General features: G+C 69.7%; 20 protein-coding genes. 14 read left to right on the top strand and 6 right to left on the bottom strand.

What is annotated here, in order from left to right; translation table 11 throughout:
• The first annotated feature begins 78 nt into the window (after window positions 1-78).
• Window positions 79-3,150, top strand: a complete 3,072-nt coding sequence (gene uvrA, locus OG219_RS12365; protein ID WP_266825819.1) for an excinuclease ABC subunit UvrA — start codon at window positions 79-81, stop codon at window positions 3,148-3,150.
• A gap of 61 nt (window positions 3,151-3,211) precedes the next feature.
• Here uvrA and OG219_RS12360 read toward each other — a convergent pair whose 3' ends face one another.
• Complete coding sequence (locus tag OG219_RS12360; protein WP_266825817.1) at window positions 3,212-3,781, bottom strand: YceI family protein; 570 nt, start codon at window positions 3,779-3,781, stop codon at window positions 3,212-3,214.
• Between the two features lie 100 nt (window positions 3,782-3,881).
• Between OG219_RS12360 and OG219_RS12355 the strand changes: the two genes are divergently transcribed.
• Complete coding sequence (locus OG219_RS12355) at window positions 3,882-4,736, top strand: helix-turn-helix domain-containing protein (RefSeq protein ID WP_266825815.1); 855 nt, start codon at window positions 3,882-3,884, stop codon at window positions 4,734-4,736.
• Between the two features lie 11 nt (window positions 4,737-4,747).
• Here OG219_RS12355 and OG219_RS12350 read toward each other — a convergent pair whose 3' ends face one another.
• The 4 genes from OG219_RS12350 to OG219_RS12335 form a co-directional block, all read right to left on the bottom strand.
• Window positions 4,748-5,656, bottom strand: coding sequence for a carbohydrate kinase (locus tag OG219_RS12350; protein WP_266825813.1), 909 nt, complete (start codon window positions 5,654-5,656; stop codon window positions 4,748-4,750).
• Entirely contained in the window at window positions 5,653-6,798 is a 1,146-nt protein-coding gene (locus OG219_RS12345) for a LacI family DNA-binding transcriptional regulator (protein ID WP_266825811.1), read from the bottom strand. Before OG219_RS12345 ends, OG219_RS12350 begins: the two co-directional genes overlap by 4 nt.
• A 164-nt stretch (window positions 6,799-6,962) precedes the next feature.
• On the bottom strand, window positions 6,963-7,910 hold the full coding sequence (locus tag OG219_RS12340; RefSeq protein WP_266825809.1) for a hypothetical protein: 948 nt from the start codon (window positions 7,908-7,910) through the stop codon (window positions 6,963-6,965).
• Window positions 7,911-8,194: 284 nt separating this feature from the next.
• The gene (locus tag OG219_RS12335; RefSeq protein WP_266825807.1) at window positions 8,195-8,551 is read right to left on the bottom strand and encodes a response regulator transcription factor; all 357 of its coding nucleotides are present in this window, start codon (window positions 8,549-8,551) and stop codon (window positions 8,195-8,197) included.
• A gap of 172 nt (window positions 8,552-8,723) precedes the next feature.
• Here OG219_RS12335 and OG219_RS12330 point away from each other — a divergent pair, with 172 nt between their 5' ends.
• Entirely contained in the window at window positions 8,724-10,094 is a 1,371-nt protein-coding gene (locus tag OG219_RS12330; protein ID WP_266836077.1) for a sugar ABC transporter substrate-binding protein, read from the top strand.
• Complete coding sequence (locus OG219_RS12325) at window positions 10,091-12,850, top strand: nitrate- and nitrite sensing domain-containing protein (RefSeq protein ID WP_266825805.1); 2,760 nt, start codon at window positions 10,091-10,093, stop codon at window positions 12,848-12,850. Before OG219_RS12330 ends, OG219_RS12325 begins: the two co-directional genes overlap by 4 nt.
• A 30-nt stretch (window positions 12,851-12,880) precedes the next feature.
• Here the strand turns inward: OG219_RS12325 and OG219_RS12320 are convergent, their stop codons facing one another.
• Window positions 12,881-13,069 (bottom strand): hypothetical protein, encoded by a 189-nt coding sequence (locus OG219_RS12320; protein ID WP_266825803.1) that lies wholly within the window; start codon window positions 13,067-13,069, stop codon window positions 12,881-12,883.
• Window positions 13,070-13,258: 189 nt separating this feature from the next.
• On the opposite strand from OG219_RS12320, the gene OG219_RS12315 reads away from it, so the two are divergent.
• The 10 genes from OG219_RS12315 to secG all read left to right on the top strand — a co-directional run bounded on the left by OG219_RS12315 (window position 13,259) and on the right by secG (window position 25,941).
• Complete coding sequence (locus OG219_RS12315; RefSeq protein WP_266825801.1) at window positions 13,259-13,930, top strand: response regulator transcription factor; 672 nt, start codon at window positions 13,259-13,261, stop codon at window positions 13,928-13,930.
• Between the two features lie 77 nt (window positions 13,931-14,007).
• Window positions 14,008-16,053: an excinuclease ABC subunit UvrC gene (gene uvrC, locus OG219_RS12310; RefSeq protein ID WP_266825799.1), complete on the top strand. Its 2,046-nt coding sequence runs from the start codon at window positions 14,008-14,010 to the stop codon at window positions 16,051-16,053.
• The gene (gene rapZ / locus OG219_RS12305) at window positions 16,050-17,078 is read left to right on the top strand and encodes an RNase adapter RapZ (protein ID WP_266825797.1); all 1,029 of its coding nucleotides are present in this window, start codon (window positions 16,050-16,052) and stop codon (window positions 17,076-17,078) included. The genes uvrC and rapZ overlap by 4 nt, the downstream gene beginning before the upstream one ends.
• On the top strand, window positions 17,075-18,145 hold the full coding sequence (gene yvcK / locus OG219_RS12300; RefSeq protein WP_266825795.1) for a uridine diphosphate-N-acetylglucosamine-binding protein YvcK: 1,071 nt from the start codon (window positions 17,075-17,077) through the stop codon (window positions 18,143-18,145). Before rapZ ends, yvcK begins: the two co-directional genes overlap by 4 nt.
• Window positions 18,136-19,125 carry a DNA-binding protein WhiA gene (gene whiA, locus OG219_RS12295; protein WP_266825793.1) on the top strand — a complete coding sequence of 330 codons (990 nt, stop codon included), beginning with the start codon at window positions 18,136-18,138 and terminating at the stop codon, window positions 19,123-19,125. The genes yvcK and whiA overlap by 10 nt, the downstream gene beginning before the upstream one ends.
• Window positions 19,126-19,310: 185 nt before the next feature.
• Window positions 19,311-22,262, top strand: a complete 2,952-nt coding sequence (locus OG219_RS12290; protein ID WP_266825791.1) for a M14 family metallopeptidase — start codon at window positions 19,311-19,313, stop codon at window positions 22,260-22,262.
• A gap of 191 nt (window positions 22,263-22,453) precedes the next feature.
• The gene (gene gap, locus OG219_RS12285) at window positions 22,454-23,464 is read left to right on the top strand and encodes a type I glyceraldehyde-3-phosphate dehydrogenase (RefSeq protein WP_266825789.1); all 1,011 of its coding nucleotides are present in this window, start codon (window positions 22,454-22,456) and stop codon (window positions 23,462-23,464) included.
• Between the two features lie 127 nt (window positions 23,465-23,591).
• Window positions 23,592-24,803: a phosphoglycerate kinase gene (gene pgk / locus OG219_RS12280; RefSeq protein WP_266825787.1), complete on the top strand. Its 1,212-nt coding sequence runs from the start codon at window positions 23,592-23,594 to the stop codon at window positions 24,801-24,803.
• Between the two features lie 5 nt (window positions 24,804-24,808).
• Entirely contained in the window at window positions 24,809-25,585 is a 777-nt protein-coding gene (gene tpiA / locus OG219_RS12275) for a triose-phosphate isomerase (RefSeq protein WP_266825785.1), read from the top strand.
• A 125-nt stretch (window positions 25,586-25,710) separates the two neighbouring features.
• Complete coding sequence (gene secG / locus OG219_RS12270) at window positions 25,711-25,941, top strand: preprotein translocase subunit SecG (protein ID WP_266465805.1); 231 nt, start codon at window positions 25,711-25,713, stop codon at window positions 25,939-25,941.
• The last annotated feature ends 235 nt before the right edge of the window (window positions 25,942-26,176 follow it).

Below are 26,176 nucleotides of genomic sequence, written 5' to 3'. Positions count from 1 at the left end.
CTGTCAGTGGCTCCCCCTAGTCTGAAAACGATGGGGGCCTCGCCCCTGTCACTTCTCTCAAGAAAGGTGCGGACCGGCGTGGCCGACCGTCTCATCGTCCGTGGAGCGCGCGAGCACAATCTCAAGAATGTCTCGCTCGACCTTCCGCGCGACTCGCTCATCGTCTTCACGGGCTTGTCGGGGTCGGGCAAGTCCTCCCTCGCCTTCGACACGATCTTCGCCGAGGGGCAGCGCCGCTACGTCGAGTCGCTGTCCTCGTACGCCCGGCAGTTCCTCGGGCAGATGGACAAGCCGGACGTGGACTTCATCGAAGGCCTCTCCCCGGCGGTCTCCATCGACCAGAAGTCGACCTCGCGCAACCCGCGCTCGACGGTCGGCACCATCACCGAGGTCTACGACTACCTGCGCCTTCTCTTCGCACGCATCGGCAAGCCGCACTGTCCCGAGTGCGGCCGCCCGATCACGCGCCAGTCGCCGCAGGCCATCGTCGACAAGGTCCTGGAGCTGCCGGAGGGGAGCCGCTTCCAGGTCCTGTCGCCGCTCGTGCGCGAGCGCAAGGGAGAGTTTGTCGACCTCTTCGCCGATCTCCAGACCAAGGGGTACAGCCGTGCCCGGGTCGACGGCGAGACGATCCAGCTCACCGAGCCGCCCACGCTGAAGAAGCAGGAGAAGCACACCATCGAGGTGGTCATCGACCGCCTCACGGTGAAGGACGGTGCCAAGCGCCGCCTGACCGACTCCGTGGAGACCGCCCTCGGCCTGTCCGGCGGCATGGTCGTGCTCGACTTCGTCGACCTCCCCGCCGACGACCCCGAGCGCGAGCGCATGTACTCGGAGCACCTGTACTGCCCGTACGACGACCTGTCCTTCGAGGAGCTGGAGCCCCGCTCCTTCTCCTTCAACTCGCCCTTCGGCGCCTGCCCCGAGTGCACCGGTATCGGTACGCGCATGGAGGTCGACGCCGAGCTGATCGTCCCGGACGAGGACAAGTCCCTCGACGAGGGCGCCATCCACCCGTGGTCGCACGGGCACACCAAGGACTACTTCGGCCGTCTCGTCGGCGCCCTCGCCGATGCGCTGGGATTCCGGACCGACATCCCCTTCGCCGGTCTTCCGCAGCGCGCCAAGAAGGCCCTCCTCTACGGGCACAAGACGCAGATCGAGGTCCGCTACCGCAACCGGTACGGACGCGAGCGTGTGTACACCACCGCTTTCGAGGGGGCCGTCCCCTTCGTGAAGCGGCGGCACAGCGAGGCCGAGAGCGACGCCAGCCGCGAGCGCTTCGAGGGCTATATGCGCGAGGTGCCCTGCCCCACCTGTGAGGGCACCCGCCTGAAGCCGCTCGTTCTCGCGGTCACCGTCATGGAGAGGTCGATCGCCGAGGTCTCCGCGATGTCCATCAGCGACTGCGCTGACTTCCTGGGCAAGCTGAAGCTCAACGCGCGCGACAAGAAGATCGCCGAGCGCGTGCTGAAGGAGGTCAACGAACGGCTGCGCTTCCTGGTCGACGTCGGCCTCGACTACCTGTCCCTGAACCGGGCGGCCGGCACGCTTTCCGGCGGCGAGGCCCAGCGAATCCGGCTGGCCACCCAGATCGGCTCCGGACTCGTCGGCGTCCTGTACGTCCTCGACGAGCCCTCCATCGGCCTGCACCAGCGCGACAACCACCGCCTGATCGAAACCCTGGTCCGCCTGCGCGACATGGGCAACACGCTCATCGTCGTCGAGCACGACGAGGACACCATCAAGGTCGCCGACTGGGTCGTCGACATCGGCCCCGGAGCGGGCGAGCACGGCGGCAAGGTCGTGCACAGCGGTTCCTTGAAGGAACTGCTGAGCAATCCCGACTCGATCACCGGGCAGTACCTGTCGGGCAAGAGGGAGATCCCTCTTCCGGACATCCGCCGCCCCGCCGACCCGAGCCGCAGGCTCACCGTGCACGGCGCCCGGGAGAACAACCTCCAGGACATCGACGTGTCCTTCCCCCTCGGTGTCCTCACGGCCGTCACCGGCGTGTCGGGCTCCGGCAAGTCGACTCTGGTCAACGACATCCTGTACACGCACCTGGCCCGCGAGCTCAACGGTGCGCGGAGCGTTCCGGGGCGGCACACGCGCGTGGACGGCGACGACCTCGTCGACAAGGTCGTGCACGTCGACCAGTCGCCCATCGGCCGCACCCCCCGGTCCAACCCGGCGACGTACACCGGAGTCTTCGACCACGTCCGCAGGCTGTTCGCCGAGACGACCGAGGCGAAGGTGCGGGGCTACCTGCCCGGCCGCTTCTCCTTCAACGTCAAGGGCGGCCGCTGCGAGAACTGCTCAGGCGACGGCACCATCAAGATCGAGATGAACTTCCTGCCGGACGTGTACGTCCCCTGCGAGGTCTGCCACGGGGCGCGCTACAACCGGGAGACCCTGGAGGTCCACTACAAGGGCAAGTCCATCTCCGAGGTCCTCGACATGCCGATCGAAGAGGCGCTCGGCTTCTTCGAGGCCGTGCCCGCGATCTCCCGCCACCTCAGGACGCTCAACGACGTCGGTCTCGGCTACGTCCGGCTCGGCCAGTCCGCGCCGACGCTGTCGGGTGGTGAGGCGCAGCGAGTGAAGCTGGCCTCCGAGCTCCAGAAGCGGTCGACGGGACGCACGGTGTACGTGCTCGACGAGCCGACCACCGGTCTGCACTTCGAGGACATCAGCAAGCTCATCACGGTGCTGTCCGGCCTGGTCGACAAGGGCAACACGGTCATCGTCATCGAGCACAACCTCGACGTCATCAAGACCGCGGACTGGGTCGTCGACATGGGTCCCGAGGGTGGCAACGGCGGTGGTCTCGTGATCGCCGAGGGCACGCCCGAGGAGGTCGCCGGGGTTCCGGCCAGCCACACCGGCAAGTTCCTGCGCGAGGTCCTCGGCGCAGACCGGATCAGCGACGGGACTTCCGTGAAGGCCCCGCGCAGGGCGGCGGCCAAGAAGACCGTGGCGGCCAGGTCGACCCCGACGAAGACGGCCACCAGGGCCGTCAACAACACGGCGACCAAGAAGGCAGCCGCGGCCACGAAGAAGACGGCCACAAAGGCGACGACCACAAAGACGACGGCCACGGAGAAGGCGACCCCCGCGAAGAAGACCACGCGGGCCCGCAAGGCCTGACAAGTCATCAAATAAGCGGCGCCCCACGGGAACTCCCCGTGGGGCGCCGTCCGTTGCACAGTCAGCCGCCCTGTTCCTGCGGTTCGACGAACTGCATGTCCAGTTGAACCTTGACAACATCACCGAGGAATCCGGTCCCGAAATCGAGGCCGAAGTCGCTGCGCCGGATCTCGCCCGTCGCCTCGAACCCAGCGTGCCTGCGACTGTCGACCGGGGAGTCCACCACCCCGCCGAACTCGACGGCGAACGTCACCGGACGGGTCACGTCCCCGATGGTCAAGTCCCCTTCCATCGACCACTCCTCACCGTCGCCGGACACCCGGGTCGAGCGGAACGCCATCGTCGGACGCTTCTCGACGTCGAGCAGCTCGGCCGAGCGTGTGTGCGCGTCGCGGTCCGGGTTCCCGGTGTCAATGGAGGCAAGAGCGATCTCGGCGCTCACCCTCACATCGTCGGCCGTCCCACCGACGTACAGTCCGGCCTTCACCTCACCGAAGCGTCCGCGCACCTTGGCGATCCCGAGGTGGCGAATGGTGAAGTTGACGGCCGAGTGAAGAGGGTCGAGTTCCCAGTCGCCGGTGGCGAGCGGCAGTGAAGCGGCATGCGCGGTCGTGGAGTTGTCGTAGGTCATGGCTCCACCCTGCGCCGACCGGAGAGCGGGAGGGAGACCGGGCGGATGGTGGTAGTGACAGGGCCACGATCCGGTGACGCACACGTTGTACGTTCTACCGGTGAGCGACAACGAGTTGGGCACCTTCCTGCGCGCACGCCGTGAAGCGATCACACCCGCCGAGGCCGGGCTGCCGACCGGGCCGCGCCGTCGTACGCCCGGGCTGCGCCGCTCGGAGCTGGCCACGCTCGCCGGGATCAGCGTCGAGTACCTCACCCGGCTCGAACAGGGCCGCGACCGCAATCCGTCGGCCCAGGTGCTGGGCGTGCTCGCCGACGCGCTCGGTCTGCCGGTGGCGGAGCGGATCCTGCTGCGCCGGATCGTCAAGGAGGCCGGCCACGACGCCGTGCTGTGCTCCGCGGCGGCGGCGCCCACCCGCACCGTCCGCCCGACAGTGCGGGCGATGCTGGACGGGCTGGAGCCCGCACCTGCCGTGCTCATCAACTGGATCGGCGACATCCTCGCGTACACCACCGGCTATCGAAGCCTCGCCGGACCGCTCGGAGTGCTCGACGGGCAGCAGCCCAACATCCTCCGGTACGTGTTCACCGACGAGCGGGCGCGCGCGGCCTACTCCGACTGGGACCGGCTGGCCGACGAACAGGTCGCGTACCTCAGGCATGAAGCGCCGCTCCACGACCCTCATGTCACCGCCATGGCAGATGAGCTGACGGTGACCGCGGGAGCCCCCTTCGCCGACCGGCTCGCCGCCGTACCCGCCCTGCCGCGGCGTGCCGGGACCGAGCTCGTCATCCACCCGGAGGCCGGCCCGCTGCGCCTGGCGTACGAGACGCTCGCCCTGCCCGACGACGGTCACCGCATGGTCGTGCACCTTCCCGCCGACGACGCCACGGCCACCGCACTGGACCGGCTCAACGGGCGCCGGCCAGGGGCACTGCGGGCCGTCAGCGGCTGAGGGACGGACCGTCAGACGTTGAGTTCGGATGCGTACGGGGGTTCCGCTCCCGCTCGGGAGCAGGTGATCGCCGCCGCGCGGGCCGCGAAGCGCAGCAGGTCGGTCCAGCCCTCGGGGCCCAGGTCCGCCAAGGCCGCTGGGGACAGGGCGTCGCGTGCGGCCAGGCCGTGCAGCAGTGCCGCGTTCACCGTGTCGCCGGCGCCGATGGTGTCCACCACCTCGACCTCTTCGCCGGGCACGGAGTGCGCCGAGCCGTCGCGGGTGAACGCCGTCAGACCGTCGCCGCCCTGCGTGATCACCACGGCGGCGGGACCGGACGCCAGCCACTCGCGCGGGGTGCCGCCGAGCCAGAGGGCGTCCTCCTCGGAGAGCTTGAGGAGGGCCACCGACGGGAGCCAGCTCTTGAACCGGGCCCGGTAGGCGTCCGCGTCGGGGATCAGTCCGGCCCGGATGTTCGGGTCGAGGGTGGTGAACACGCCCCGGGCGGCGGCGGTTCGCATCAGCTCCTCGTACGCGCTCGCGCCCGGCTCCAGGACGAGCGAGCAGGTGCCGAAGGACACCGCCCTTGTCTCGTCCGGGAGTTGGGCCGGGGCCGTGAAGAGGCGGTCCGCCGTGCCCTCGACGTAGAAGGAGTACGAGGCCGAGCCGTCCGCGCCGATCGAGGCGACGGCGAGGGTCGTCGGCTCCGCTCCGCGCTGCACGGACGACACATCGACGCCCGCCTCGCGCAGCCCGTTCAGGAGTGCGTCGCCGAACGCGTCGGACGAGACCCGGGAGCAGAAAGCCGTGGGGGAGCCGAGGCGGCCCAGTGCCACGGCGGTGTTGTAGGGCCCGCCGCCGAGCGCCGGTTGCAGGCCGACGAGCGCGCCCGCGCCCTGCGGTACCAGATCGATCAGGGCCTCACCGGCGACGACGATCACGACACGGGTCCTTTCTCGGTGCTCTGGGGGCGCCCGGGGCTCGCGAAAGCCCCGGGTTTCTCAGGATCCTCGGGGCAGCCGCACGAGGTGCGGTGGACGAGGGTGGAGGGCAGCCGGACGGTACGGCCCGGACGGCTGGGCGACGCGAGCCGTTCCAGGAGCAGCCGGACGGCCTGGGTGCCGATGTCCTTGCTGGGCTGGGAGATCGCGGTCAGCCGGGGAGTGAACAGGTCCGCCCAGGCGAAGTCGTCGAAGCAGCACAGCCCCAGGTCGTCCGGCACGGACAGGCCTCGCTCGCGCAGGGCGCGCAGTGCGCCGATCGTCATGGCGTTGTTGCCGGTGACCAGCGCGGAGGGGGGTGCCGCGAGGGAAAGCAGCGCGTGGGTGGCGCTCTCGGCGGCGGCGGACTGCGAGTCGCCGTGCGCCACGAGCCGTTCGTCGTAGGGGAGTCCGGCGTTCGCGAGGCCGTGCCGGTATCCGGAGATCCGCTCGGTCGTGGTGCTGAGCCCGGGCAGGCCCGCGACCAGGCCGATGCGTTTGTGGCCCAGTTCCGCCAGATGCGTGACCAACTGCGCCATGGGTTCGGCGTTCTCGGCGCAGACCTGGTCGAAGCGGAAGGAGGTGCCGTGAAGTGCGCCCGAAGAGTCGTCGGCGGGCGACTCGGCGGGTATGCCGGCGGGTGTATCGGTGGGCGTGTCGACCAGCCGGTCCAGGAACACGGTCGGCACGTCGTGTTTTCCGAGGTAGGCCAGCAGTTCGTCCGGATCCGCAGAGGGCGCGACGATCATGCCGTCGACGCGGCGCTCGTGCAGCAGTTGGACGACCTTCCGCTCGTGTTCGGGGTCGTCGTGCGGATCGGCGATGAGCAGGCCGTAGCCGTGCTCCAGCGCTCCGGCCTCGACCCCCTGCAGGATTTCCGTGAAGTACGGGTTGCTGATCGCCGACACCGCGAGACCGATGGACCGTGTGCGTGAGGTGACCAGAGAACGGGCCAGGGTGTTGGGCGTGTAGCCGAGCGCGTCCATCGCTTCGAGCACCGCCTGGCGTGTGGCCGGCCGCACGGGACGCGTGTCGTTGAGTACATGCGAGACCGTCGCGGTGGACACGCCGGCGCGCTGGGCCACATCGACCATCGTCGCCATGCGTTTCCTCCCCTGGGACCCGGTTCCTCGCGAGGGAACCTATCCCATCAGGAGGCACACGTAAACGCTTACGTAAGCGTTTACGTGTGCCTGGGTCACGCACCCACCCCGCGCCGGACGTGCGGTTGCCGGATGTGCCCGCCCGAGCCGGTGACCGGGAGCGGCTACTCCCAGTCCCACCCGATCCCCACGATCCCCGACCGCACCCGCGGCTCGACCAGGTGCACCGAGCGATGGTGACCGCTCAGCGCCAGTTCCTGGCGGCCACTGCGCGGGGCCGCCGCCGAGTGCTGGGTGAACCGGTGGCAGCGCACGGGCAAGGTCTCCTCGGCGAACCGCACTTGGAGGGCGTACTGCCCGCCCGCGAAGCTGAATCCGCGTACGTACTCGCTGGACACCCCGGCCGTGCCGTCGTCGAAGCCGTAGCGGAAGAGGTACGTGTCGCCCGGGCGCAGCCGTGTGTCGAAGAGCAGCTCGGCCACGAGCACTCCGGTGTCCCGGTGCCAACGCACGCGCCCCGTACGACAGTTCTCCAGAGCGCGTACCGCCATCCGCTCCGGAGCGCAGCCCGGGTCGCCATGGTGGATGGCCACATAGCGGTCCACGCCCTCCTTGTGTGCGCGAACTATGTGGTGCGACTCGCGGCCCATCAGCTCGCGGTGCGCGCCTATGCGTACGCATTCGTGGTGGCCGAGCGTGTGCAGCCCGCTGTCGAGGGGCGACTCCAGCTCGGCAAGAAGCTGCTCCAGGACGCCGGAGGCCTCCACGAGAGCGCGGTAGGAACGGCCCGCGGGGCGATCCGGGGCGGGGTGCTCTTCGGCCTTGGCGAGCAGTCGGATCAGTGACTCGTCCGGGAGTTGGAGGATCTCCTCCAGGGCGCGGACGGCACGCAGCGACTCGGGGCGCTGCGGGCGCCGGGCGCCCTGCTGCCAGTAACTCAGGCTGGTCACCCCGACCTTGACCCCGTACCGCGACAAGTGGTGCTGTACCCGCTGCAGGGGCAGCCCGCGGGCGGCGATCGCGGCGCGCAGCGCGATATGGAAGGGGCCGCCCCGCAGAGCCGTCTCCAGTTCCGCCATGGCGAGGTCCGCGTGCTGTGTGCCGTGCCGCATGCAGGGGCCTTTCTGTGAATGCTCACGACGGCTGGTCAGGCCGCTCGTGCGGGTGGTCGGGGCCACCGGGTCGGCGCGCGGGGTCAGTTCACGCGCGCGTGTCGCCGTTCGCGGCCTCAAGTTCCACCGCATTGAAGCGTGTTGACCAAGCCGCGACAACACCTGATGCGCAACACGCGCCTCAGCAGTCACTCAACCCCGGCGTCCATGCGGCCGCATGCTCGCGACCGGCGGTCGTCCAACCCTCGCGTCCAGGCGACCGTACGCCCGCCCCCAGCAGTCACCTAGCCCTCGCGTCCAAGCAACTCCCGTATCGCCGGCGCCGAAAGCGCCGACTTGTGGAGGAAGCCGTGGGCCGGGCTGGCCGCGACGAGTTCCTGGAAGTCCTCCAGAGAATGGGTGGAGAGGAGGATGACGGCGGGTACATCGCCCGCGAGCCGCCGCACCACGTCGAAGCCGTTCTCGCCGTCGAGGTCGATGTCGACCAGGGCGACGTCCGGGGACAGCTCGGCGACTCGTGCGAGGGCTTCCGCGCCCGTCGAGGCGATACCGACGACCTGCACCCCGCCGTGTTCGAGCAGAGCACGCGCGGCCTCCAGGAACTGGGCGCTGTCGTCGACGAGGAGACAGCGCATGGACATGCTGGCAGCTTCTCAACGGGTGGACCGGTGCGCCTTGCAGCTAGCCGGAAAGTGCTGAAGTCCTTTGCCGGAAGCGGAGTTTCACGCTCACGGAGAGCAGCGGCGAGTCACGGGCGGTAGCATGTCGATGCCCTGGGGTGGCCGTGTCCCGCCGGTCGTATGGGAGTTCACGATGGAGTTGCTCCAACGGAAACCAACGCGAACCCGGCGGGTGTTCCTCTCTGGAGCGCTCTGTGCGGCCCTCCTTCTGGCCGGATGCGGTGGGGGAGGGGACGACGGAAAGCGTCCCGGGGCGCGCGGGGACACCACGTGCGACGGAGAGCTCAACGGAACCACCGACATCACCATGTGGTTCCATGCGGGCCCGAGCGGGGAGTTCGAAACGCTGCGCAGTCAGGTCAAGGACTTCAACGCCGGGCAGAAGGCCGTACGGGTCGAACTGATCGCGCTGCCCGAGGAGCGCCCGTACACGGATCTGGTCGAATCCGCGGCCGCCAGCGGCGAACTGCCCGACCTGCTCGACTTCGACGGCCCGAACCTCTACAACTACGCCTGGTCCGGCAAGCTCAAGCCGATCGACTCGTGTGTGCCCGACAGCGTGAAGAAGGATCTGCTGCCCTCGATCCGCGAACAGGGCACCTATGCGGGCCGTTTGTGGGGTGTCGGCACCTTCGACTCCGGCCTCGGCCTGTACGTACGCCCCTCGATCCTGAAGAAGGCCGGCATCCGTGTCCCGAGCGGCCCGGACGACGCCTGGACGGCCACCGAGCTGACCGGCATCCTCCACAAACTCCGCGGACAGGGCTACGAGCGCCCGCTCGACCTCCGGCTCAACTACTCGTCCTCGGGCGGCGAATGGAACACCTACGGCTTCGCGCCCGCCGTCTGGTCGGCCGGCGGCGATCTCATCGACCCCAGGACGCACCGCACGGCCGACGGGTTCCTGAACAGCCCGGAAGCCGTCGAAGCGCTCACCACCATGCAGAGTTGGTCCAAGGAAGGGCTGATCGATCCCGACAAGGACGACAAGGCCTTCACCGGGGGGCGCAGTCCGATCTCCTGGGTCGGGCACTGGATGTACGGCGAGTACACGAAGGCGTTCCCTGGTGACGTGAAGATCGTCCCGCTGCCCGACTTCGGTGAGGGCACGGTCACCGGCATGGGGTCCTGGCAGTGGGGTGTCACCACCGGAGCCACCGACGGCGACGCGGTCTGGCGCTTTCTCGCCTATCTGCTCAAGCCCGAGCAGATCCGCCGTATGACGCAGGCGAACGGGGCGATCCCGGCGACGAACAGCGCCGTGAAGATCTCGCCGGCCTTCGCCGAGGGCGGCCCCGAGCGTCTGTTCATCGATCAGCTGAGGACAGTGGCGAGGCCACGCTCGCAGACGCCCGCCTACCCCGCCGTGACCCTGGCCTTCTCCAAGGCCTTCGCGAAGATCGTCGTCGAACACGCTCCGGTCAAGGCCGCACTCGACCGGGCGGTCAGCGAGATCGACAAGGATCTGGCCGATCACCAGGGTTACCCGGCCGACGGGCCATGAGATTCGCTCCCGGTGTGCGGGGCGCCCGCCTCCTCGTACGCCGCCGCCGGCGCCCCGCGCGCGTGGCAGGTGCCCGCCCGCCGCTGCTCGCGCGGCTGCGGGTGCGCACCAAGCTCATGCTGCTCGTCCTGCCGCCGGTCGCCGGGCTGCTCGCCTTCACGGTCCTCTCCGCGATGGCCCAGTGGAACGAGGCGCGCACCCTCAAGGACTTCAAGGCCTCGACCGAGGTGTCCTTCGCGACAGCCGGGTTCTACGAAGCCGTCGCCCGCGAACGCCTCGCCGAGGTCCTCGCCGAGGCCGCTCCGGACCGGGCGGACACGGCGGCCGATCGGGACGCGGCCCGGCGGGCCACCGACCGCGCACTCGCGGCCGCCGAGGGCGCCGCCTCCGGACACGAGGGGCAGCCCGACGTCTCCGGCGTCCTCGGGTCCGTGGACAACCAGCTCCACGCGGTCCGTGTGGAGTCGGGCGGCGGTGCGCTCACCGCGGCGCAGATCGAACAGAGGTACGCGACCGTCGCGACGTATCTGCTCGACACCGTCCGCCGCCTCGACTCCGGCCGTCCCACGCGGGCCTCGGGCCGCGCCGGTGACGCCTATCTGGCGGTCCTGGGCGCCATCGAGGCCGCCGAGCGCGAACGCGCCGCGCTCACCGCCCTGCTCGCGACGCCCCACCCGGACGGCCAGGGCGCCTCTGCCGACCGCTGGTCCGCCCTGGAGGCCGCCCAGCTCGACACCTTCCGCCAGACCGCCTCAGGGCCGCTCCGCGCCAGCCTCGCGGGCGTGCTGCTGCAGCCCGCCGGCCGCACCGTGCGCGCGACCCGGGAGACCCTCCTGGCAGTCGAGGGCGCACAGCTGCGACTCCCCTCCCTGGAGCGCTGGCTCACGGCCTCCGGCGACCGGCTCACCGCTCTGCGCGGCATCGCGCACGACGCGGCCGGCGAACTCGCCGCCGACGCCGACCAGGGTCTGAAGGCGGCCCAGGCCCGGGGCGAGCGCGAACTCGCCCTCTCCGTAGGGGTCCTTTTCGCCGTGACCGTCCTCGCCCTGGTCCTGGGCCGCTCCATCTCGCGGCCGCTCAGCGAGGTGTCCGAGGGCGCCAAGGCCCTCGCCGAGGGCGACCTGTCGTACGACGTCCACTACAAGGGGCGCGACGAGATAGGTGTCGTCGCCGACACCTTCCGCGAACTCCATGTGACCAGCGAGCGCCTCGCTGCCGAGATCCGCACCATGAGCACGGCGATCGACGACAACCGGCTCGGCCATCGCGCGGATGTCGCCGCGTTCGACGGCACCTGGGCGCAACTGCTGGGGGGCATGAACGGCACTATGGCGTCCTTCGCCGCCGCGCACGGCCGGCGTCGCATGGCCGAGCGGGAACTGGCGAGCATCTTCCACCTCTCCCTGGACCTGCTGTGCATCTGCGGGACCGACGGCTACTTCAAGCGGCTGAACCCTGCCTTCGAGTGGACCCTGGGCCACCCCGCAGGCACGCTGCTCGCCAAGCCGTGGCTGGAGTTCGTCCACCCGGCGGACCGGGCACGCACGCGTGCCGTCCTCGACCGCCTGGCGAACGGCGCCGAGTCCGCCGAGTTCGAGAACCGCTGCCTGCGCGCCGACGGCACCGAGCGCTGGCTGCAGTGGAGTGCCCGCCCGGTGCGCGGAGAGGGCCTCGTCTACGCCGCCGCGCGCGATGTCACCGAGAGCCGCCGCGCCGACCGCGAGCAGGCCGCGCTGCGCCGTGTCGCCACCCTCGTGGCCCGCGGCGACCCGCCGCACGAGGTGTTCGCGGCGGTCGCGCGCGAAGTCGGAATGGTGCTGAGCACGGGCCCTGCGGCCGTCCTGCGGTACGAGGCCGACGGCGCCGTCACGGTTCTCGGCTCGGCCGACGCGGATACCGGCGCGGGTGAGGAGGCGGCCGCAGAGGTGGCCCACACCCGCGGTCCGGCCCGCGCCGGACGCTCGGTCGGCGCCCCGATCGTCGTGAACGACCGCCTGTGGGGTGCCGTCGTCGCGGCCTCCACGGGCCCGGAGCCGCTGCCTCCGGGCACCGAGTCCCGGCTCGCGGACTTCACCGAACTCGTCGCCACCGCCATCGCCAACGCCGACAGCCAGGCCCAGTTGAGAGCCTCACGCGCGCGCGTGGTGGCCGCTTCGGACGCGTCGCGGCGCCGTATCGAGCGCGATCTGCACGACGGTGTCCAGCAGCGCCTCGTCTCGCTCCAGCTGGACCTGCGGACGGCCGAGTCGATGATGGAGGACCGATCGGCCGATGTCTCCCAGCAGTTGGCGCACATAGGCAAGGGCCTCGACGACGCCTTCGAGGACCTGCTGCAGATCTCCCGCGGCATCCACCCCGCGATCCTCTCCAGAGGCGGTCTGGGACCCGCCCTGCGAGCCCTCGCCCGCCGCTCCGCGGTCCCCGTGGAGCTGGATCTCCTGCTGCCCGCCGACCGCCTTCCCGAACGGACCGAGGTCGCCGTCTACTACGTGACCTCCGAATGCCTCACCAACGCCGTCAAGCACGCGCGCGCCACGGTCGTACAGGTGGAGGCGCGGACGCACGACGACGTCTTGGAGGTGACCATCAGCGACGACGGGAGCGGTGGTGCCGACCTGGGCGGCGGCTCCGGTCTCATCGGGCTCGTGGACCGCGTCGAGGCGATCGGCGGCAGGCTGGGCATCACCAGCCCACCGGGAAGCGGCACGACCCTGACCGTACGGCTGCCGCTGCGGGAACCGCCGACGGACGTGTGACCGCCTGGGGCGCACACCTATGAGCGGCGCTTATGAGCAAGCGGTGCCGTCGCGCCGCACCAGCCGCAGGCCCTTGGCGCGCACGATGTCGGGATCCCGCGGGTCGAGGGCGTCGCGGAAGGACCGCACCTCGTGCTCGTACTCGTACGGGCGGACGCGGACCGACCGCCGTCGTTTCTCGATCCGCGTCCGCCGCATCTCCCGCTGCCCTTCTGCCAAGTGGCCCGCCGTCCCTCGCCCGGGACGGCCGGCCCCTTGCATCTGCACTGGTTCGAGCATGGCCCCGCGATGTCCGCGTGTCGTCACCGCCAGCCCCCAATTCCGCTTCCGGCTAGCCGTAACCCCCGCGTTCCGGCAGGCTGTTGGGGGCGAATCGCGCCACTCACGCGGGTAACGGAAGCCGGGACCATGGACGCCAATCAGCAGCCCGCGCGGGGACGGGTCGTCCTCGCCGACGACGACATCCTGCTCAGGGAGGGCCTCGCGAGTCTCTGCGAGCGCGTCGGCTACGAAGTGGCCGGGCAGGCCGGTGACGCCGTACGGCTCCTGGAGCTGGTCGCCGACGAACGCCCGGACCTGGCGATCATCGACATAAGAATGCCGCCCCACCACTCGACCGAGGGCCTCAAGGCGGCCCGCACCATCCGAGACCTCCACCCGGCCACCGGCATCCTGGTCCTGTCGGCCTACGTCGAGGTCGAGGACGCCCTGGAGCTGCTGGCCGGGGGCCACAAGGTCGGGTACCTCCTGAAGAGCCGGGTCACGGCCGTGGACGAGTTCATCGAGTCGCTCGACCGGATCCACCGGGGCGGTTCCGTCGTCGACCCCTCCCTGGTGCGGGAACTGTTCTCGGCCCAGCGGCGCGACGACCCGCTGTCCTTCCTCAGCGGCCGCGAGCGGGAGGTTCTCGCGCTCATGGCGGAGGGCCGCTCCAACGCCGGCATCGGCCGTCGGCTGTGGGTCACAGAGGGCACCATCGAGAAGCATGTCCGCAGCATCCTGGGCAAACTGCACCTCCCGGAGGCCGCCGACGACCACCGCCGCGTCCTGGCCGTCCTGACGTTCCTGGAATCGCGCTGAGACCTGCCCTACGTTCTGTCCACAGGCGGAGCCGGGAGGCCGCCGTGGTGTCAGCCCTCGCCAGTAGGGTGTGAGACATGGCCGACCCCTCCAGCTACCGCCCCAAGCCGGGACAGATCCCGGACTCTCCCGGGGTGTACAAATTCCGCGACGAGCACCGCCGGGTGATCTACGTCGGGAAGGCGAAGAGCCTGCGCCAGCGCCTGGCCAACTACTTCCAGGACCTGGCCGGACTCCACCCACGCACCCGCACCATGGTCACCACGGCCGCGTCGGTGGAGTGGACGGTCGTGTCCACGGAGGTCGAGGCGCTGCAACTGGAGTACTCCTGGATCAAGGAGTTCGACCCCCGTTTCAACGTCAAGTACCGCGACGACAAGAGCTATCCGTACCTCGCGGTGACGATGAACGAGGAGTTCCCGCGCGTGCAGGTGATGCGCGGCCACAAGCGCAAGGGCGTGCGCTACTTCGGTCCCTACGGACACGCCTGGGCGATCCGCGACACCGTGGACCTGCTGCTGCGCGTCTTCCCCGTACGCACCTGCTCCGCCGGCGTCTTCAAGAACGCCGTCCGCACCGGCCGCCCCTGCCTCCTCGGCTACATCGGCAAGTGCTCCGCCCCCTGCGTCGAGCGCGTCTCCGCCGACGAACACCGTGACCTGGCCGAGGAGTTCTGCGACTTCATGGCAGGGCGTACGGGGACGTACATCCGCCGCCTCGAGAAGCAGATGACGGACGCGGCCGAGGAGATGGAGTACGAGCGGGCGGGCCGCCTGCGCGACGACATCGAGGCCCTGAAGAAGGCCATGGAGAAGAGCGCGGTCGTGCTCGCCGACGCGACCGACGCCGACCTGATCGCCGTCGCCGAGGACGAGCTGGAAGCGGCCGTGCAGATCTTCCACGTACGCGGCGGACGTGTGCGCGGCCAGCGCGGCTGGGTCACCGACAAGGTGGAGGCCGTCACCACCGGTGACCTCGTCGAACACGCGCTCCAGCAGCTCTACGGGGAGGAGACGGGCGACTCCGTCCCCAAGGAGGTGCTCGTCCCGGCGCTGCCCGACCCGGCGGAGCCCGTCCAGGAATGGCTGACCGAGCGCCGCGGGTCGAACGTCTCCCTCCGCATCCCGCAGCGCGGCGACAAGAAAGCGCTCATGGAGACGGTGCGACGCAACGCACAGCAGTCCCTCGTCCTGCACAAGACCAAGCGCGCCTCCGACCTGACCACCCGCTCCCGCGCGCTGGAGGAGATCGCCGAGGCACTGGAACTGGACGGCGCGCCCCTGCGGATCGAGTGCTACGACATCTCGCACCTCCAGGGCGACGACGTCGTGGCGTCGATGGTCGTCTTCGAGGACGGGCTCCAGCGCAAGAGCGAGTACCGGCGCTTCCAGATCAAGGGCTTCGAGGGCCAGGACGACGTCCGGTCCATGCACGAGGTGATCACCCGCCGCTTCAGGCGCTACATCGCCGAGAAGGAGAAGACGGGCGAGTGGGCGGACGGCGAGAACGCGCTCACCGAGGACGACGGGCGCCCCAAGCGCTTCGCCTACCCCCCGCAGCTCGTGGTCGTCGACGGCGGCAAGCCGCAGGTCGCGGCCGCGAAGAGGGCCCTGGACGAGCTGGGCATCGACGACATCGCCGTCTGCGGCCTCGCCAAGCGCCTGGAGGAGGTGTGGCTGCCCGAGGACGACGACCCGGTGGTCCTGCCCCGCACCAGCGAGGGCCTGTACCTGCTGCAGCGGGTCCGTGACGAGGCCCACCGCTTCGCGATCACCTACCAGCGCGTCAAGCGGGCCAAGCGCTTCAGGTCGGGCCCCCTGGACGACGTGCCGGGCCTGGGCGAGACGCGCAAGCAGGCACTGATCAAGCACTTCGGTTCGGTGAAAAAGCTGCGATCCGCGACAATCGACCAGATCTGCGAGGTGCCCGGGATAGGCCGTAAAACGGCCGAGATGATCGCCGTGGCCCTCGCCCAGGCGGCCCCGGCCGCCCCCGCCGTGAACACGGCGACTGGAGAGATCATGGAAGACGAGGAAGACGGGGCGCCCGAAACGACGGCGGGCTCCCCGGAGGAGCCCGTGACCGCGGGCGCCTCGGACAAGCGACGGGGGCAGGAGACATGAGCGAGAACGAACGACAGGAACACGAACCAGGGACCGACGACGGTCGAGCGAGCGAAGTACGGACCGACGGCCAGGTGAACGAACCACAGCCCGACAACGGTGCGGACGGTACCGACAGCGCACAGGAGAGTACGACGGTGGACACGACCGCGGTGCCCGACGCCGCCATCCCCGAGCTGGTGATCATCTCCGGGATGTCCGGCGCCGGCCGGTCGACGGCGGCCAAGTGCCTGGAGGACCTCGGCTGGTTCGTCGTCGACAACCTGCCACCCGCGCTGATCCCCACCATGGTGGAGCTCGGCGCCCGCTCCCAGGGCAACGTGGCGAGGATCGCGGTCGTCGTCGACGTACGAGGCCGGCGCTTCTTCGACAACCTCCGCGAGTCCCTCGCCGACCTGGCGTCCAAGAGCGTCACCCGGCGGATCGTCTTCCTGGAGTCCTCCGACGAGGCGCTGGTGCGCCGCTTCGAGTCGGTGCGCCGCCCGCACCCCCTCCAGGGCGACGGCCGCATCGTCGACGGCATCGACGCCGAGCGTGAACTGCTGCGCGAGCTGCGCGGCGACGCCGACCTGGTGATCGACACCTCCAGCCTCAACGTGCACGAGCTGCGCGCCAAGATGGACGCCCAGTTCGCGGGCGAGGAGGAGCCCGAGCTGCGGGCCACCGTGATGTCCTTCGGCTTCAAGTACGGCCTTCCGGTCGACGCCGACCTGGTGGCGGACATGCGGTTCCTGCCCAACCCGCACTGGGTCCCGGAGCTGCGTCCCTTCACCGGCCTCAACGAAGAGGTCGCGGCGTACATCTTCAACCAGCCCGGCGCCAAGGAGTTCCTCGACCGCTACGCCGAGCTGCTCCAGCTCATCGCGGCCGGATACCGCCGTGAGGGCAAGCGCTATGTGACGATCGCGGTCGGCTGTACCGGCGGCAAGCACCGCTCGGTCGCCACCGCCGAGAAGCTCGCCGCCCGCCTCGTCTCCCAGGGCGTGGAGACCGTGGTCGTGCACAGGGACATGGGTCGCGAGTGACCGGACGTGCCGCTCTGCGGCTGAGCAGGCTGCGCCGGGTGACCCCCGAGGGCCAGGGCGGCAAACCCGCGGTGGCGCGCGGTGCCAAGCCGCGCCGCCGCGGTACCCAGCCCAAGGTCGTCGCCCTCGGCGGCGGCATGGGCCTGTCCGCCTCGCTCGCCGCACTGCGCCGGATCACCGGCGACCTCACCGCCGTGGTCACCGTGGCCGACGACGGCGGCTCCAGCGGGCGCCTGCGCGACGAACTGGGCGTGCTACCGCCCGGCGACCTGCGCAAGGCCCTGGCCGCGCTGTGCGGCGACGACGACTGGGGCCAGACCTGGGCCCGCGTCATCCAGCACCGCTTCCAGTCCAAGGGCGACCTGCACGAGCACGCGGTCGGCAACCTGCTGATCGTGGCCCTGTGGGAGCAGCTCGGCGACCATGTGCAGGCCCTGGACCTGGTCGGCAGGCTCCTCGGCGCGCACGGCCGGGTGCTGCCCATGTCCGCCGTACCCCTGGAGCTCCAGGCCCTGGTCAAGGGGCACGACCCGGACCGGCCCGACGACATCGACACCGTGCGGGGCCAGGCCACCGTGGCGCTCACACCCGGTGAGGTGCAGTCCGTGCACGTCGTGCCGCACGACCCGCCCGCGGTCCCCGAGGCCGTCGCGGCGGTCCTCGACGCGGACTGGGTGGTGCTCGGACCGGGCTCCTGGTTCTCCTCGGTGATCCCGCACCTGCTCGTGCCCGAGCTGCTCGACGCGCTCATCCAGACGAAGGCGCGCCGGGTACTCTCCCTGAACCTCGCCCCGCAGCCCGGAGAAACCGATGGCTTCTCTCCGCAGCGTCATTTGGAGGTTTTGGGACGACACGCCCCTAAACTCGCCCTGGACGTGGTGCTGGCCGACGAGGCCGCCGTGCCCGACCGCGACTTGCTCACCGATGCCGCCAAGCGGCTCGGCGCCGCGGTCGAGCTGGCGCCGGTGGCCCGGACCGATGGATCTCCGAGGCACGACCCGGAGCTGTTGGCCGCCGCGTACGACCGTATTTTTCGGATGCATGGAAGGATCGGCCCATGGCGATGACGGCAGCGGTGAAGGACGAGATTTCCCGGCTCCCCGTCACCCGGACCTGCTGCAGAAAGGCGGAGGTCTCCGCCATTCTGCGGTTCGCCGGCGGCCTCCACCTGGTGAGCGGCCGGATTGTGATCGAGGCGGAGCTGGACACCGCGATGGCGGCGCGCCGGCTGAAGCGGGACATCCTGGAGATTTTCGGCCACAGCTCCGAACTGATCGTGATGGCCCCCGGCGGTCTGCGCCGCGGCTCCCGCTATGTCGTGCGCGTTGTCGCGGGCGGCGACCAGCTGGCCCGCCAGACGGGACTCGTCGACGGCCGCGGACGCCCGATCCGAGGCCTGCCCCCGCAGGTGGTCTCGGGGGCGACCTGCGACGCCGAGGCGGCCTGGCGCGGCGCGTTCCTGGCGCACGGCTCGCTCACCGAACCGGGCCGCTCGTCCTCCCTGGAGGTCACCTGCCCCGGCCCCGAGGCGGCGCTCGCCCTGGTCGGCGCGGCGCGCAGGCTCCAGATCGCGGGCAAGGCCCGCGAGGTCCGCGGCGTGGACCGCGTGGTCGTACGGGACGGAGACGCGATCGGGGCGCTGCTCACCCGGCTCGGCGCCCATGAATCGGTGCTGGCCTGGGAGGAGCGGCGGATGCGCCGCGAGGTCCGCGCCACGGCGAACCGTCTCGCCAACTTCGACGACGCCAACCTGCGCCGCTCGGCCCGTGCCGCCGTCGCCGCGGGCGCCCGGGTGCAGCGTGCCCTGGAGATCCTCGCCGACGAGGTGCCGGAGCACCTCGCGGCCGCGGGACGACTGCGTATGGAGCACAAGCAGGCCTCGCTCGAGGAGCTGGGAGCGCTCGCCGACCCGCCGCTGACCAAGGACGCCGTCGCCGGCCGTATCCGCCGTCTGCTCGCGATGGCCGACAAGAAGGCCCAGGACCTGGGCATCCCCGGGACGGAGTCGAACCTCACCGAGGAGATGGCGGACAACATGGCCGTCTGAGCCCCGTGCGGCAGCCTGGCGGACAACTGACCGGGCGGAGCGCGTAGTTCATGCCGGAAGCTGCTGGTGCCGATTCGGGCACCAGCAGCTTTTTGCCTCTCTTTGATGCCGTCTTGACATGATCATGGAGCGTGACCAGCCTGGCGTCTGCGCACAGATGTGCCGGACAACTGCAAGGGGGGCTCATGAGACGAAGAGCGAGATCGATCCTCGCCGTCGCTGCACTCATGCTGGGCGGGGCGAGCCTGGCGCCCATGGCTCAGGCGGACAACGGCAGTTCGGCCGACCCGGCCGCGGACGCCGTCAAGGTGTTCCGCGCCGACGTCACACAGGAGCAGGTACCCCTGCTGCTGGCGGCCGGTCAGGACGCACACGAACTCGGCGAGCAGGTACCGGAGAAGGGCACCGCCGAGGTCGAGGTCTACCTCACCGACAAGCAGGCGGATCAGCTGGAGGACAAGGGCGTCGACCTCGCCGAGCACAAGGTCTCGGCGAAGGCGCTGGCGCGGGTGGCGGCCGCGGGGGACGGTGTGTACCGCCCGTACAGCGGAGCGGGCAATCTCCAGGAGGAGATCGTCAAGACCGGCCAGGCCCACCCCGACCTCACCAAGGTCGTCTCCATCGGAAAGACCCTCCAGGGGCAGGACATTCTGGCGCTCAAGCTCACCAAGGGCGCCAAGAAGACCAAGGACGGCGCCAAGCCCTCCGTGCTGTACATGTCCAACCAGCACGCCCGTGAGTGGATCACGCCCGAGATGACACGGCGTCTGATGCACTACTACCTGGACAACTACTCGACGAACAAACGCATCAAGAAGATCGTCGACTCGACCGAGCTGTGGTTCGTCATCTCCGCCAACCCCGACGGCTACGACTTCACGTTCGACGCCGACGGTGACCGCCAGTGGCGCAAGAACATGCGTGACGTGAACGGCGACGGCGCCATCACCACCGGCGACGGTGTCGACCTCAACCGCAACTTCGCCTACAAGTGGGGCTACGACGACGAGGGTTCGTCGCCCAACCCCACCAGCCAGACGTACCGCGGCGCGAGCGCCGGCTCCGAGCCCGAGACCAAGGCACTCGACGCCTTCGAGAAGCGCATCGGCTTCACGTACGGCATCAACTACCACTCCGCGGCCGAACTGATCCTCTACGGAGTCGGCTGGCAGGTGGCGACCCCGAGCCCGGACGACGTGCTGTACGAGGCCCTGGCGGGTACGCCCGAGAACCCCGCGATCCCGGGCTATCGCCCGCAGGTCTCCTCCGAGCTGTACACCACCAACGGTGAGGCCGACGGCCACGCGTCCAACGTCAACGGCCTGGCGATGTACACGCCCGAGATGTCGACCTGCCAGACCGCGTCGAACATCGACCCGAACGACGCCTGGAACGCGGCCGACTGCGAGTCGATCTTCACCTTCCCGGACGACGAGAAGCTGATCCAGCAGGAGTTCGCGAAGAACGTCCCGTTCGCGCTCTCCGTCGCTGAGAGCGCGGTCCACCCCGACCAGCCGTCCTCCTCGCTCGGACTGAAGGCCGCCGACTTCACGCCGGCCGCCTTCTCGACCTCGTACTCGCGCGGCGCCGACCAGGAGATCTCCGTCGTCGCCCGGAAGTCCGTACGCGACAAGGAGCTCAAGTACCGCGTCAACGGCGGCCGTACGTGGGACCAGGCGCTCGAGCCCTGGGAGGGCGGCGAGACCTTCGGAGGCGAGGACAACCTCTACTTCGACGAGTATCGCGCCCTCGTCCAGGACGGCGTCCCGGGCGACAAGGTCGAGGTGTGGTTCACCGGAGAGACGAAGAGCGGAAAGCCCACCTCCAGTGAGCACTTCACGTACACCATCGCCGAACGGCCCCGCGCCGACACCCTTGTGATCGCCGAGGAGACCACGAGCGCCACCCAGACCCAGGCGTACGTCGACGCGCTCAAGGCCAACGGCCGCAAGCCCCTCGTCTGGGACGTCGCGGCGCTGGGAGCACCCGACGCGCTCGGCGTGCTCGGCCACTTCAAGACGGTCGTCCACTACACGGGCGCCGACCGGCCGGGTTACACCACCCAGCTCCAGCTGCGCGCCTATCTCAACGAGGGCGGCAAGCTGATCGAGGCCGGCGAGCAGGCGGGCGGTACCGTCGCACTCCCGGGCGCTCTGACGAACGACTTCAGCCAGTACTACCTGGGCGCCTACTCCCGTACGACGACTCCCGGGGCCACGGCCTTCACCGGGTCGGGCAAGCTCGCGGGCGCCGCCGGAGCACTCGGTGACGCACCCGGCAACCCGCTCAACGCGGCGGGTGCCTACAGCGTCACCTCGGACACCCTGCCCGCGGCGACGTTCCCCCAGTTCACGAGCGCGGGAGCGGGACAGTACCCGGGGACCGTCAATCCGTACGGCCCCTACGAAGGCGCGTCCATGGCGGCCGTCACCCATTCCGACTACGCCTGGAACCGCCTCACCCGCACTATCGACCTCACCGGGGTGAGCGCGGCCGACGCGCCCACGCTGCGCACGCAGCTCCTGTGGGACACCGAGGAGGCGTACGACCACGCCGTGCTGGAAGCGCACACGGCCGGGGCCGACGACTGGACCACGCTCCCGGAGAAGGGCGGCGCCACCAGCACTGCCGTTCCCGCGGAGTGCGAAGCCGGCTTCTTCATCCAGGGGCATCCCGCCCTCACCCGCTATCTGACCCTGGGCGCGGGCGCCTGCACGCCCACCGGCACCAGCGGCTCCTGGAACAGCTTCACCGGAGCCTCCGACGGATGGCAGCAGGTCAACTTCGACCTCTCCGCGTACGCCGGAAAGACGGTGGAGGTGTCGCTCAGCTACATCACCGACCCGGGCTCGGGCGGTCACGGAGTTCTCGCCGACAACGCCGCTGTCGTCATCGGCGGCACGGCCGGCGCGATCGAGGGCTTCGAGACCTCGCTCGGCCCCTGGAGCGTCCCCGGACCGCCCGCGGGCAGCCCGGCGGTCGTCCAGGACTGGGGGCTCTCCGGTGAGCTCTTCAAGACGTACGGAGCGGTCACCACGGACGACACCGTGCTGCTGGGCTTCGGCCTGGAGCACGTCACCGCGGCGGCCGACCGGACGGCCCTCATCGGGAAGGCTCTCGCCGCGCTGAAGAGCTGACTCTGCGTGACAATCGCATGAACATGGCGGGCGGTCCGTACCCCTACTGGTGGGTACGGACCGCCCTGCCGTGTATGCGCCGACTCGATGTCACCCCGGGGGCCTCAGGGAGGTAGGGTCGTAGGCGGTCGGGGACATCCCATACAACTCGCCGACATCTGAGTCGGCGTACCTAACGAGGAGATCGGTTCGTGACGATCCGCGTAGGCATCAACGGCTTTGGCCGCATCGGGCGCAACTACTTCCGCGCGCTGCTGGAGCAGGGTGCTGACATCGAGATCGTGGCTGTCAACGACCTGGGTGACACCGCGACCACTGCTCATCTTCTGAAGTACGACACCATCCTGGGCCGCCTCAAGGCCGAGGTGACGCACACCGCCGACACGATCACCGTCGACGGCCACACCATCAAGGTGCTGTCCGAGCGCAACCCCTCCGACATCCCGTGGGGCGACCTGGGCGTCGACATCGTCATCGAGTCGACCGGCATCTTCACCAAGAAGGCCGACGCCGAGAAGCACATCGCCGGCGGCGCCAAGAAGGTCCTCATCTCGGCTCCGGCCAAGGACGAGGACATCACCATCGTGATGGGCGTCAACCAGGACAAGTACGACGCGGCCAACCACCACGTCATCTCCAACGCCTCCTGCACCACCAACTGTGTGGCGCCGATGGCCAAGGTTCTCGACGAGAACTTCGGCATCGTCAAGGGCCTGATGACGACGGTCCACGCGTACACGAACGACCAGCGCATCCTGGACTTCCCGCACTCGGACCTGCGCCGCGCCCGCGCCGCCGCCGAGAACATCATCCCGACCACGACGGGCGCCGCCAAGGCCACCGCCCTGGTCCTCCCGCAGCTCAAGGGCAAGCTCGACGGCATCGCGATGCGCGTCCCGGTCCCGACCGGTTCCGCCACCGACCTCGTCGTGACGCTGCAGCGCGAGGTCACCAAGGACGAGGTCAACGCCGCGTTCAAGAAGGCCTCCGACGACGGCGACCTCAAGGGCTACCTGACCTACACCGAGGACCCGATCGTCTCCTCGGACATCGTCGGCGACCCGGCCTCCTGCACCTTCGACTCCTCCCTGACCATGGTCCAGGAGGGCAACACGGTGAAGATCCTCGGCTGGTACGACAACGAGTGGGGCTACTCCAACCGCCTCGTCGACCTCACGGTCTTCGTCGGCGGCCAGCTCTAAGTCCCAGAGCAGGCAACTCGATGTGAGTCAGGGCTCGGGCAGCGCACGCCGCGCTGTCCGAGCCCTGTGCTACGTAGTGATCGATCAGCCCTCTCGGATCTGAAGAGCCCTCCCTAGGAGTCCCTTTATGAAGACGATCGACGAACTTCTCGCCGAAGGCGTGGACGGCAAGCGGGTCTTCGTCCGCGCCGATCTGAACGTGCCGCTCGCCGACGGCCTCATCACCGACGACGGCCGCATCCGCGCCGTCCTGCCGACCGTCCAGGCCCTCGCGGACGCGGGCGCCAAGGTGGTCGTCGCCTCGCACCTGGGCCGCCCCAAGGGCGCCCCGGACCCGGCGTTCTCCCTGCTGCAGCCCGCCGAGCGGCTCGCCGAACTCCTCGGCGCCCCCGTCGCGTTCGCCCAGGACACCATCGGCCCCGCCGCCCACGACGCGGTGAACGGCCTCCAGCCCGGCCAGGTCGCGGTCATCGAGAACCTGCGCTTCAACGCCGGCGAGACGTCCAAGGACGACATCGAGCGCGGCGAGTTCGCCGACCAGCTCGCGGCCCTGGCCGATGTCTACGTAGGCGACGGTTTCGGCGCGGTGCACCGCAAGCACGCCTCCGTGTACGACCTTCCGGCGCGCCTTCCGCACTACGCCGGCTACCTCATCGCCACCGAGGTCGGCGTCCTGAAGAAGCTCACCGAGGACGTCCAGCGCCCCTACGTGGTCGCGCTCGGCGGCTCCAAGGTCTCCGACAAGCTCGCCGTCATCGACCAGCTGCTCGGCAAGGCCGACAAGCTGCTCATCGGCGGCGGCATGGCCTTCACCTTCCTCAAGGCGAAGGGGTACGAGATCGGTGCCTCCCTGGTCCAGGAGGACCAGCTGCCCGCCGTCACCGAGTACGTCGAGCGCGCGGCGAAGAACGGCGTCGAGCTGCTCGTCCCGGTCGACGTCGTGGTCGCGGCCCAGTTCCCCGACCTGAAGACCAAGGCTCCGTCCAACCCGACCACCGTCGCCGCGGACGCCATCCCGGCCGACCAGATGGGCCTGGACATCGGTCCGGAGTCCCGCAAGCTGTACGCCTCGAAGCTCACCGACGCGGCCACCGTCTTCTGGAACGGCCCGATGGGCGTCTTCGAGCACCCCGACTACGCCGAGGGCACCAAGGCGGTCGCCCAGGCCCTTCTCGACTCCCCGGCCTTCACAGTCGTCGGCGGTGGCGACTCCGCCGCGGCCGTCCGCATCCTGGGCTTCGACGAGACGGCATTCGGCCACATTTCGACCGGTGGCGGCGCCTCCCTCGAATACCTCGAGGGCAAGACGCTCCCCGGCCTCGCCGCACTGGAGGACTGACCTACATGAGCACGCGCACGCCGCTGATGGCGGGCAACTGGAAGATGAACCTCAACCACCTCGAGGCCATCGCGCACGTCCAGAAGCTCGCGTTCGCCCTGGCCGACAAGGACTACGAGGCCTGTGAGGTCGCCGTCCTGCCGCCCTTCACCGACCTGCGCTCCGTGCAGACCCTGGTCGACGGCGACAAGCTCAAGATCAAGTACGGCGCCCAGGACATCTCGGCGCAGGACTCCGGTGCCTACACCGGCGAGATCTCCGGCCCGATGCTGGCCAAGCTCAAGTGCACGTACGTGGCGATCGGCCACTCCGAGCGCCGGCAGTACCACGCCGAGACCGACGAGATCGTCAACGCCAAGGTGAAGGCCGCCTACAAGCACGGCCTGACCCCGATCCTGTGCGTCGGCGAAGAGCTGGACATCCGCGAGGCGGGCAACCACGTCACGCACACGCTCAGCCAGGTCGAGGGCGGACTCAAGGACCTCCCGGCCGAGCAGGCCGAGTCGATCGTGATCGCGTACGAGCCCGTCTGGGCCATCGGCACCGGCAAGGTCTGCGGCGCCGACGACGCCCAGGAGGTCTGCGCGGCGATCCGCGGCAAGCTCGCCGAGCTGTACACGCAGGAAGTGGCCGACGCCGTCCGTATCCAGTACGGCGGCTCGGTGAAGTCCGGGAACGTCGCGGAGATCATGGCGAAGCCCGACATCGACGGTGCGCTGGTCGGCGGTGCCTCCCTGGACGCCGACGAGTTCGTCAAGATCGTCCGTTTCCGGGACCAGTGAGCCGAGGGCTCGCGGCCGCGAGTATGCGGTAGCGGCGATCCGTCGTACCCTAGCGGGGGCCAGGTGGGCAGCCACCCGGCCCCCGTCGTCCGTCCAGATCCGAGGAAGTTGGTCCAGCCGTGGTTATGGGGTTCTCGATCGCCCTGATCGTCTTCAGCGGGCTGTTGATGCTGCTGGTGCTGATGCACAAGGGCAAGGGCGGCGGCCTCTCCGACATGTTCGGTGGCGGCATGCAGTCGTCCGTCGGTGGCTCCTCGGTCGCCGAGCGCAACCTCGACCGCATCACCGTGGTGATCGGTCTGCTCTGGTTCGCGTGCATTGTCACGCTCGGCATCCTGATGAAGGTCAACAACTGACCAACGGCCGACATTGGCCGTCCCACATCGGTACAACTGCACATTACGCACGCACTTTGCGCACGTAAGGCCCCATGTTCGGTACGCGACGGAAATCGCGACCTATCATGGGGCTTGCGTCTAGGGGCGGGGGTGTAACTCCAATCACTGGACGCGCGTTGGGCCTTACGTAGACTGAGGCGCTCGCAGCGAAGCGTCACGCCGACTCGCTTCGCGGCACCATCACGCAGGGAGT

Source organism: Streptomyces sp. NBC_00038, from assembly GCF_026343635.1.
In the GTDB taxonomy this organism is placed as follows: domain Bacteria; phylum Actinomycetota; class Actinomycetes; order Streptomycetales; family Streptomycetaceae; genus Streptomyces.
This window is presented reverse-complemented; position numbering and strand designations above follow the sequence as displayed.

What these genes read in the sequence shown, in the direction of transcription:
- OG219_RS12360 (WP_266825817.1), bottom strand. Translation starts at nt 3,781, where the DNA reads ATGACCTACGACAACTCCACGACCGCGCATGCCGCTTCACTGCCGCTC.
- OG219_RS12345 (WP_266825811.1), bottom strand. Translation starts at nt 6,798, where the DNA reads ATGGCGACGATGGTCGATGTGGCCCAGCGCGCCGGCGTGTCCACCGCG.
- OG219_RS12340 (WP_266825809.1), bottom strand. Translation starts at nt 7,910, where the DNA reads ATGCGGCACGGCACACAGCACGCGGACCTCGCCATGGCGGAACTGGAG.
- OG219_RS12335 (WP_266825807.1), bottom strand. Translation starts at nt 8,551, where the DNA reads ATGTCCATGCGCTGTCTCCTCGTCGACGACAGCGCCCAGTTCCTGGAG.
- OG219_RS12330 (WP_266836077.1), top strand. Translation starts at nt 8,724, where the DNA reads ATGGAGTTGCTCCAACGGAAACCAACGCGAACCCGGCGGGTGTTCCTC.
- OG219_RS12325 (WP_266825805.1), top strand. Translation starts at nt 10,091, where the DNA reads ATGAGATTCGCTCCCGGTGTGCGGGGCGCCCGCCTCCTCGTACGCCGC.
- OG219_RS12315 (WP_266825801.1), top strand. Translation starts at nt 13,259, where the DNA reads ATGGACGCCAATCAGCAGCCCGCGCGGGGACGGGTCGTCCTCGCCGAC.
- uvrC (WP_266825799.1), top strand. Translation starts at nt 14,008, where the DNA reads ATGGCCGACCCCTCCAGCTACCGCCCCAAGCCGGGACAGATCCCGGAC.
- rapZ (WP_266825797.1), top strand. Translation starts at nt 16,050, where the DNA reads ATGAGCGAGAACGAACGACAGGAACACGAACCAGGGACCGACGACGGT.
- whiA (WP_266825793.1), top strand. Translation starts at nt 18,136, where the DNA reads ATGGCGATGACGGCAGCGGTGAAGGACGAGATTTCCCGGCTCCCCGTC.
- OG219_RS12290 (WP_266825791.1), top strand. Translation starts at nt 19,311, where the DNA reads ATGAGACGAAGAGCGAGATCGATCCTCGCCGTCGCTGCACTCATGCTG.
- pgk (WP_266825787.1), top strand. Translation starts at nt 23,592, where the DNA reads ATGAAGACGATCGACGAACTTCTCGCCGAAGGCGTGGACGGCAAGCGG.
- tpiA (WP_266825785.1), top strand. Translation starts at nt 24,809, where the DNA reads ATGAGCACGCGCACGCCGCTGATGGCGGGCAACTGGAAGATGAACCTC.
- secG (WP_266465805.1), top strand. Translation starts at nt 25,711, where the DNA reads ATGGGGTTCTCGATCGCCCTGATCGTCTTCAGCGGGCTGTTGATGCTG.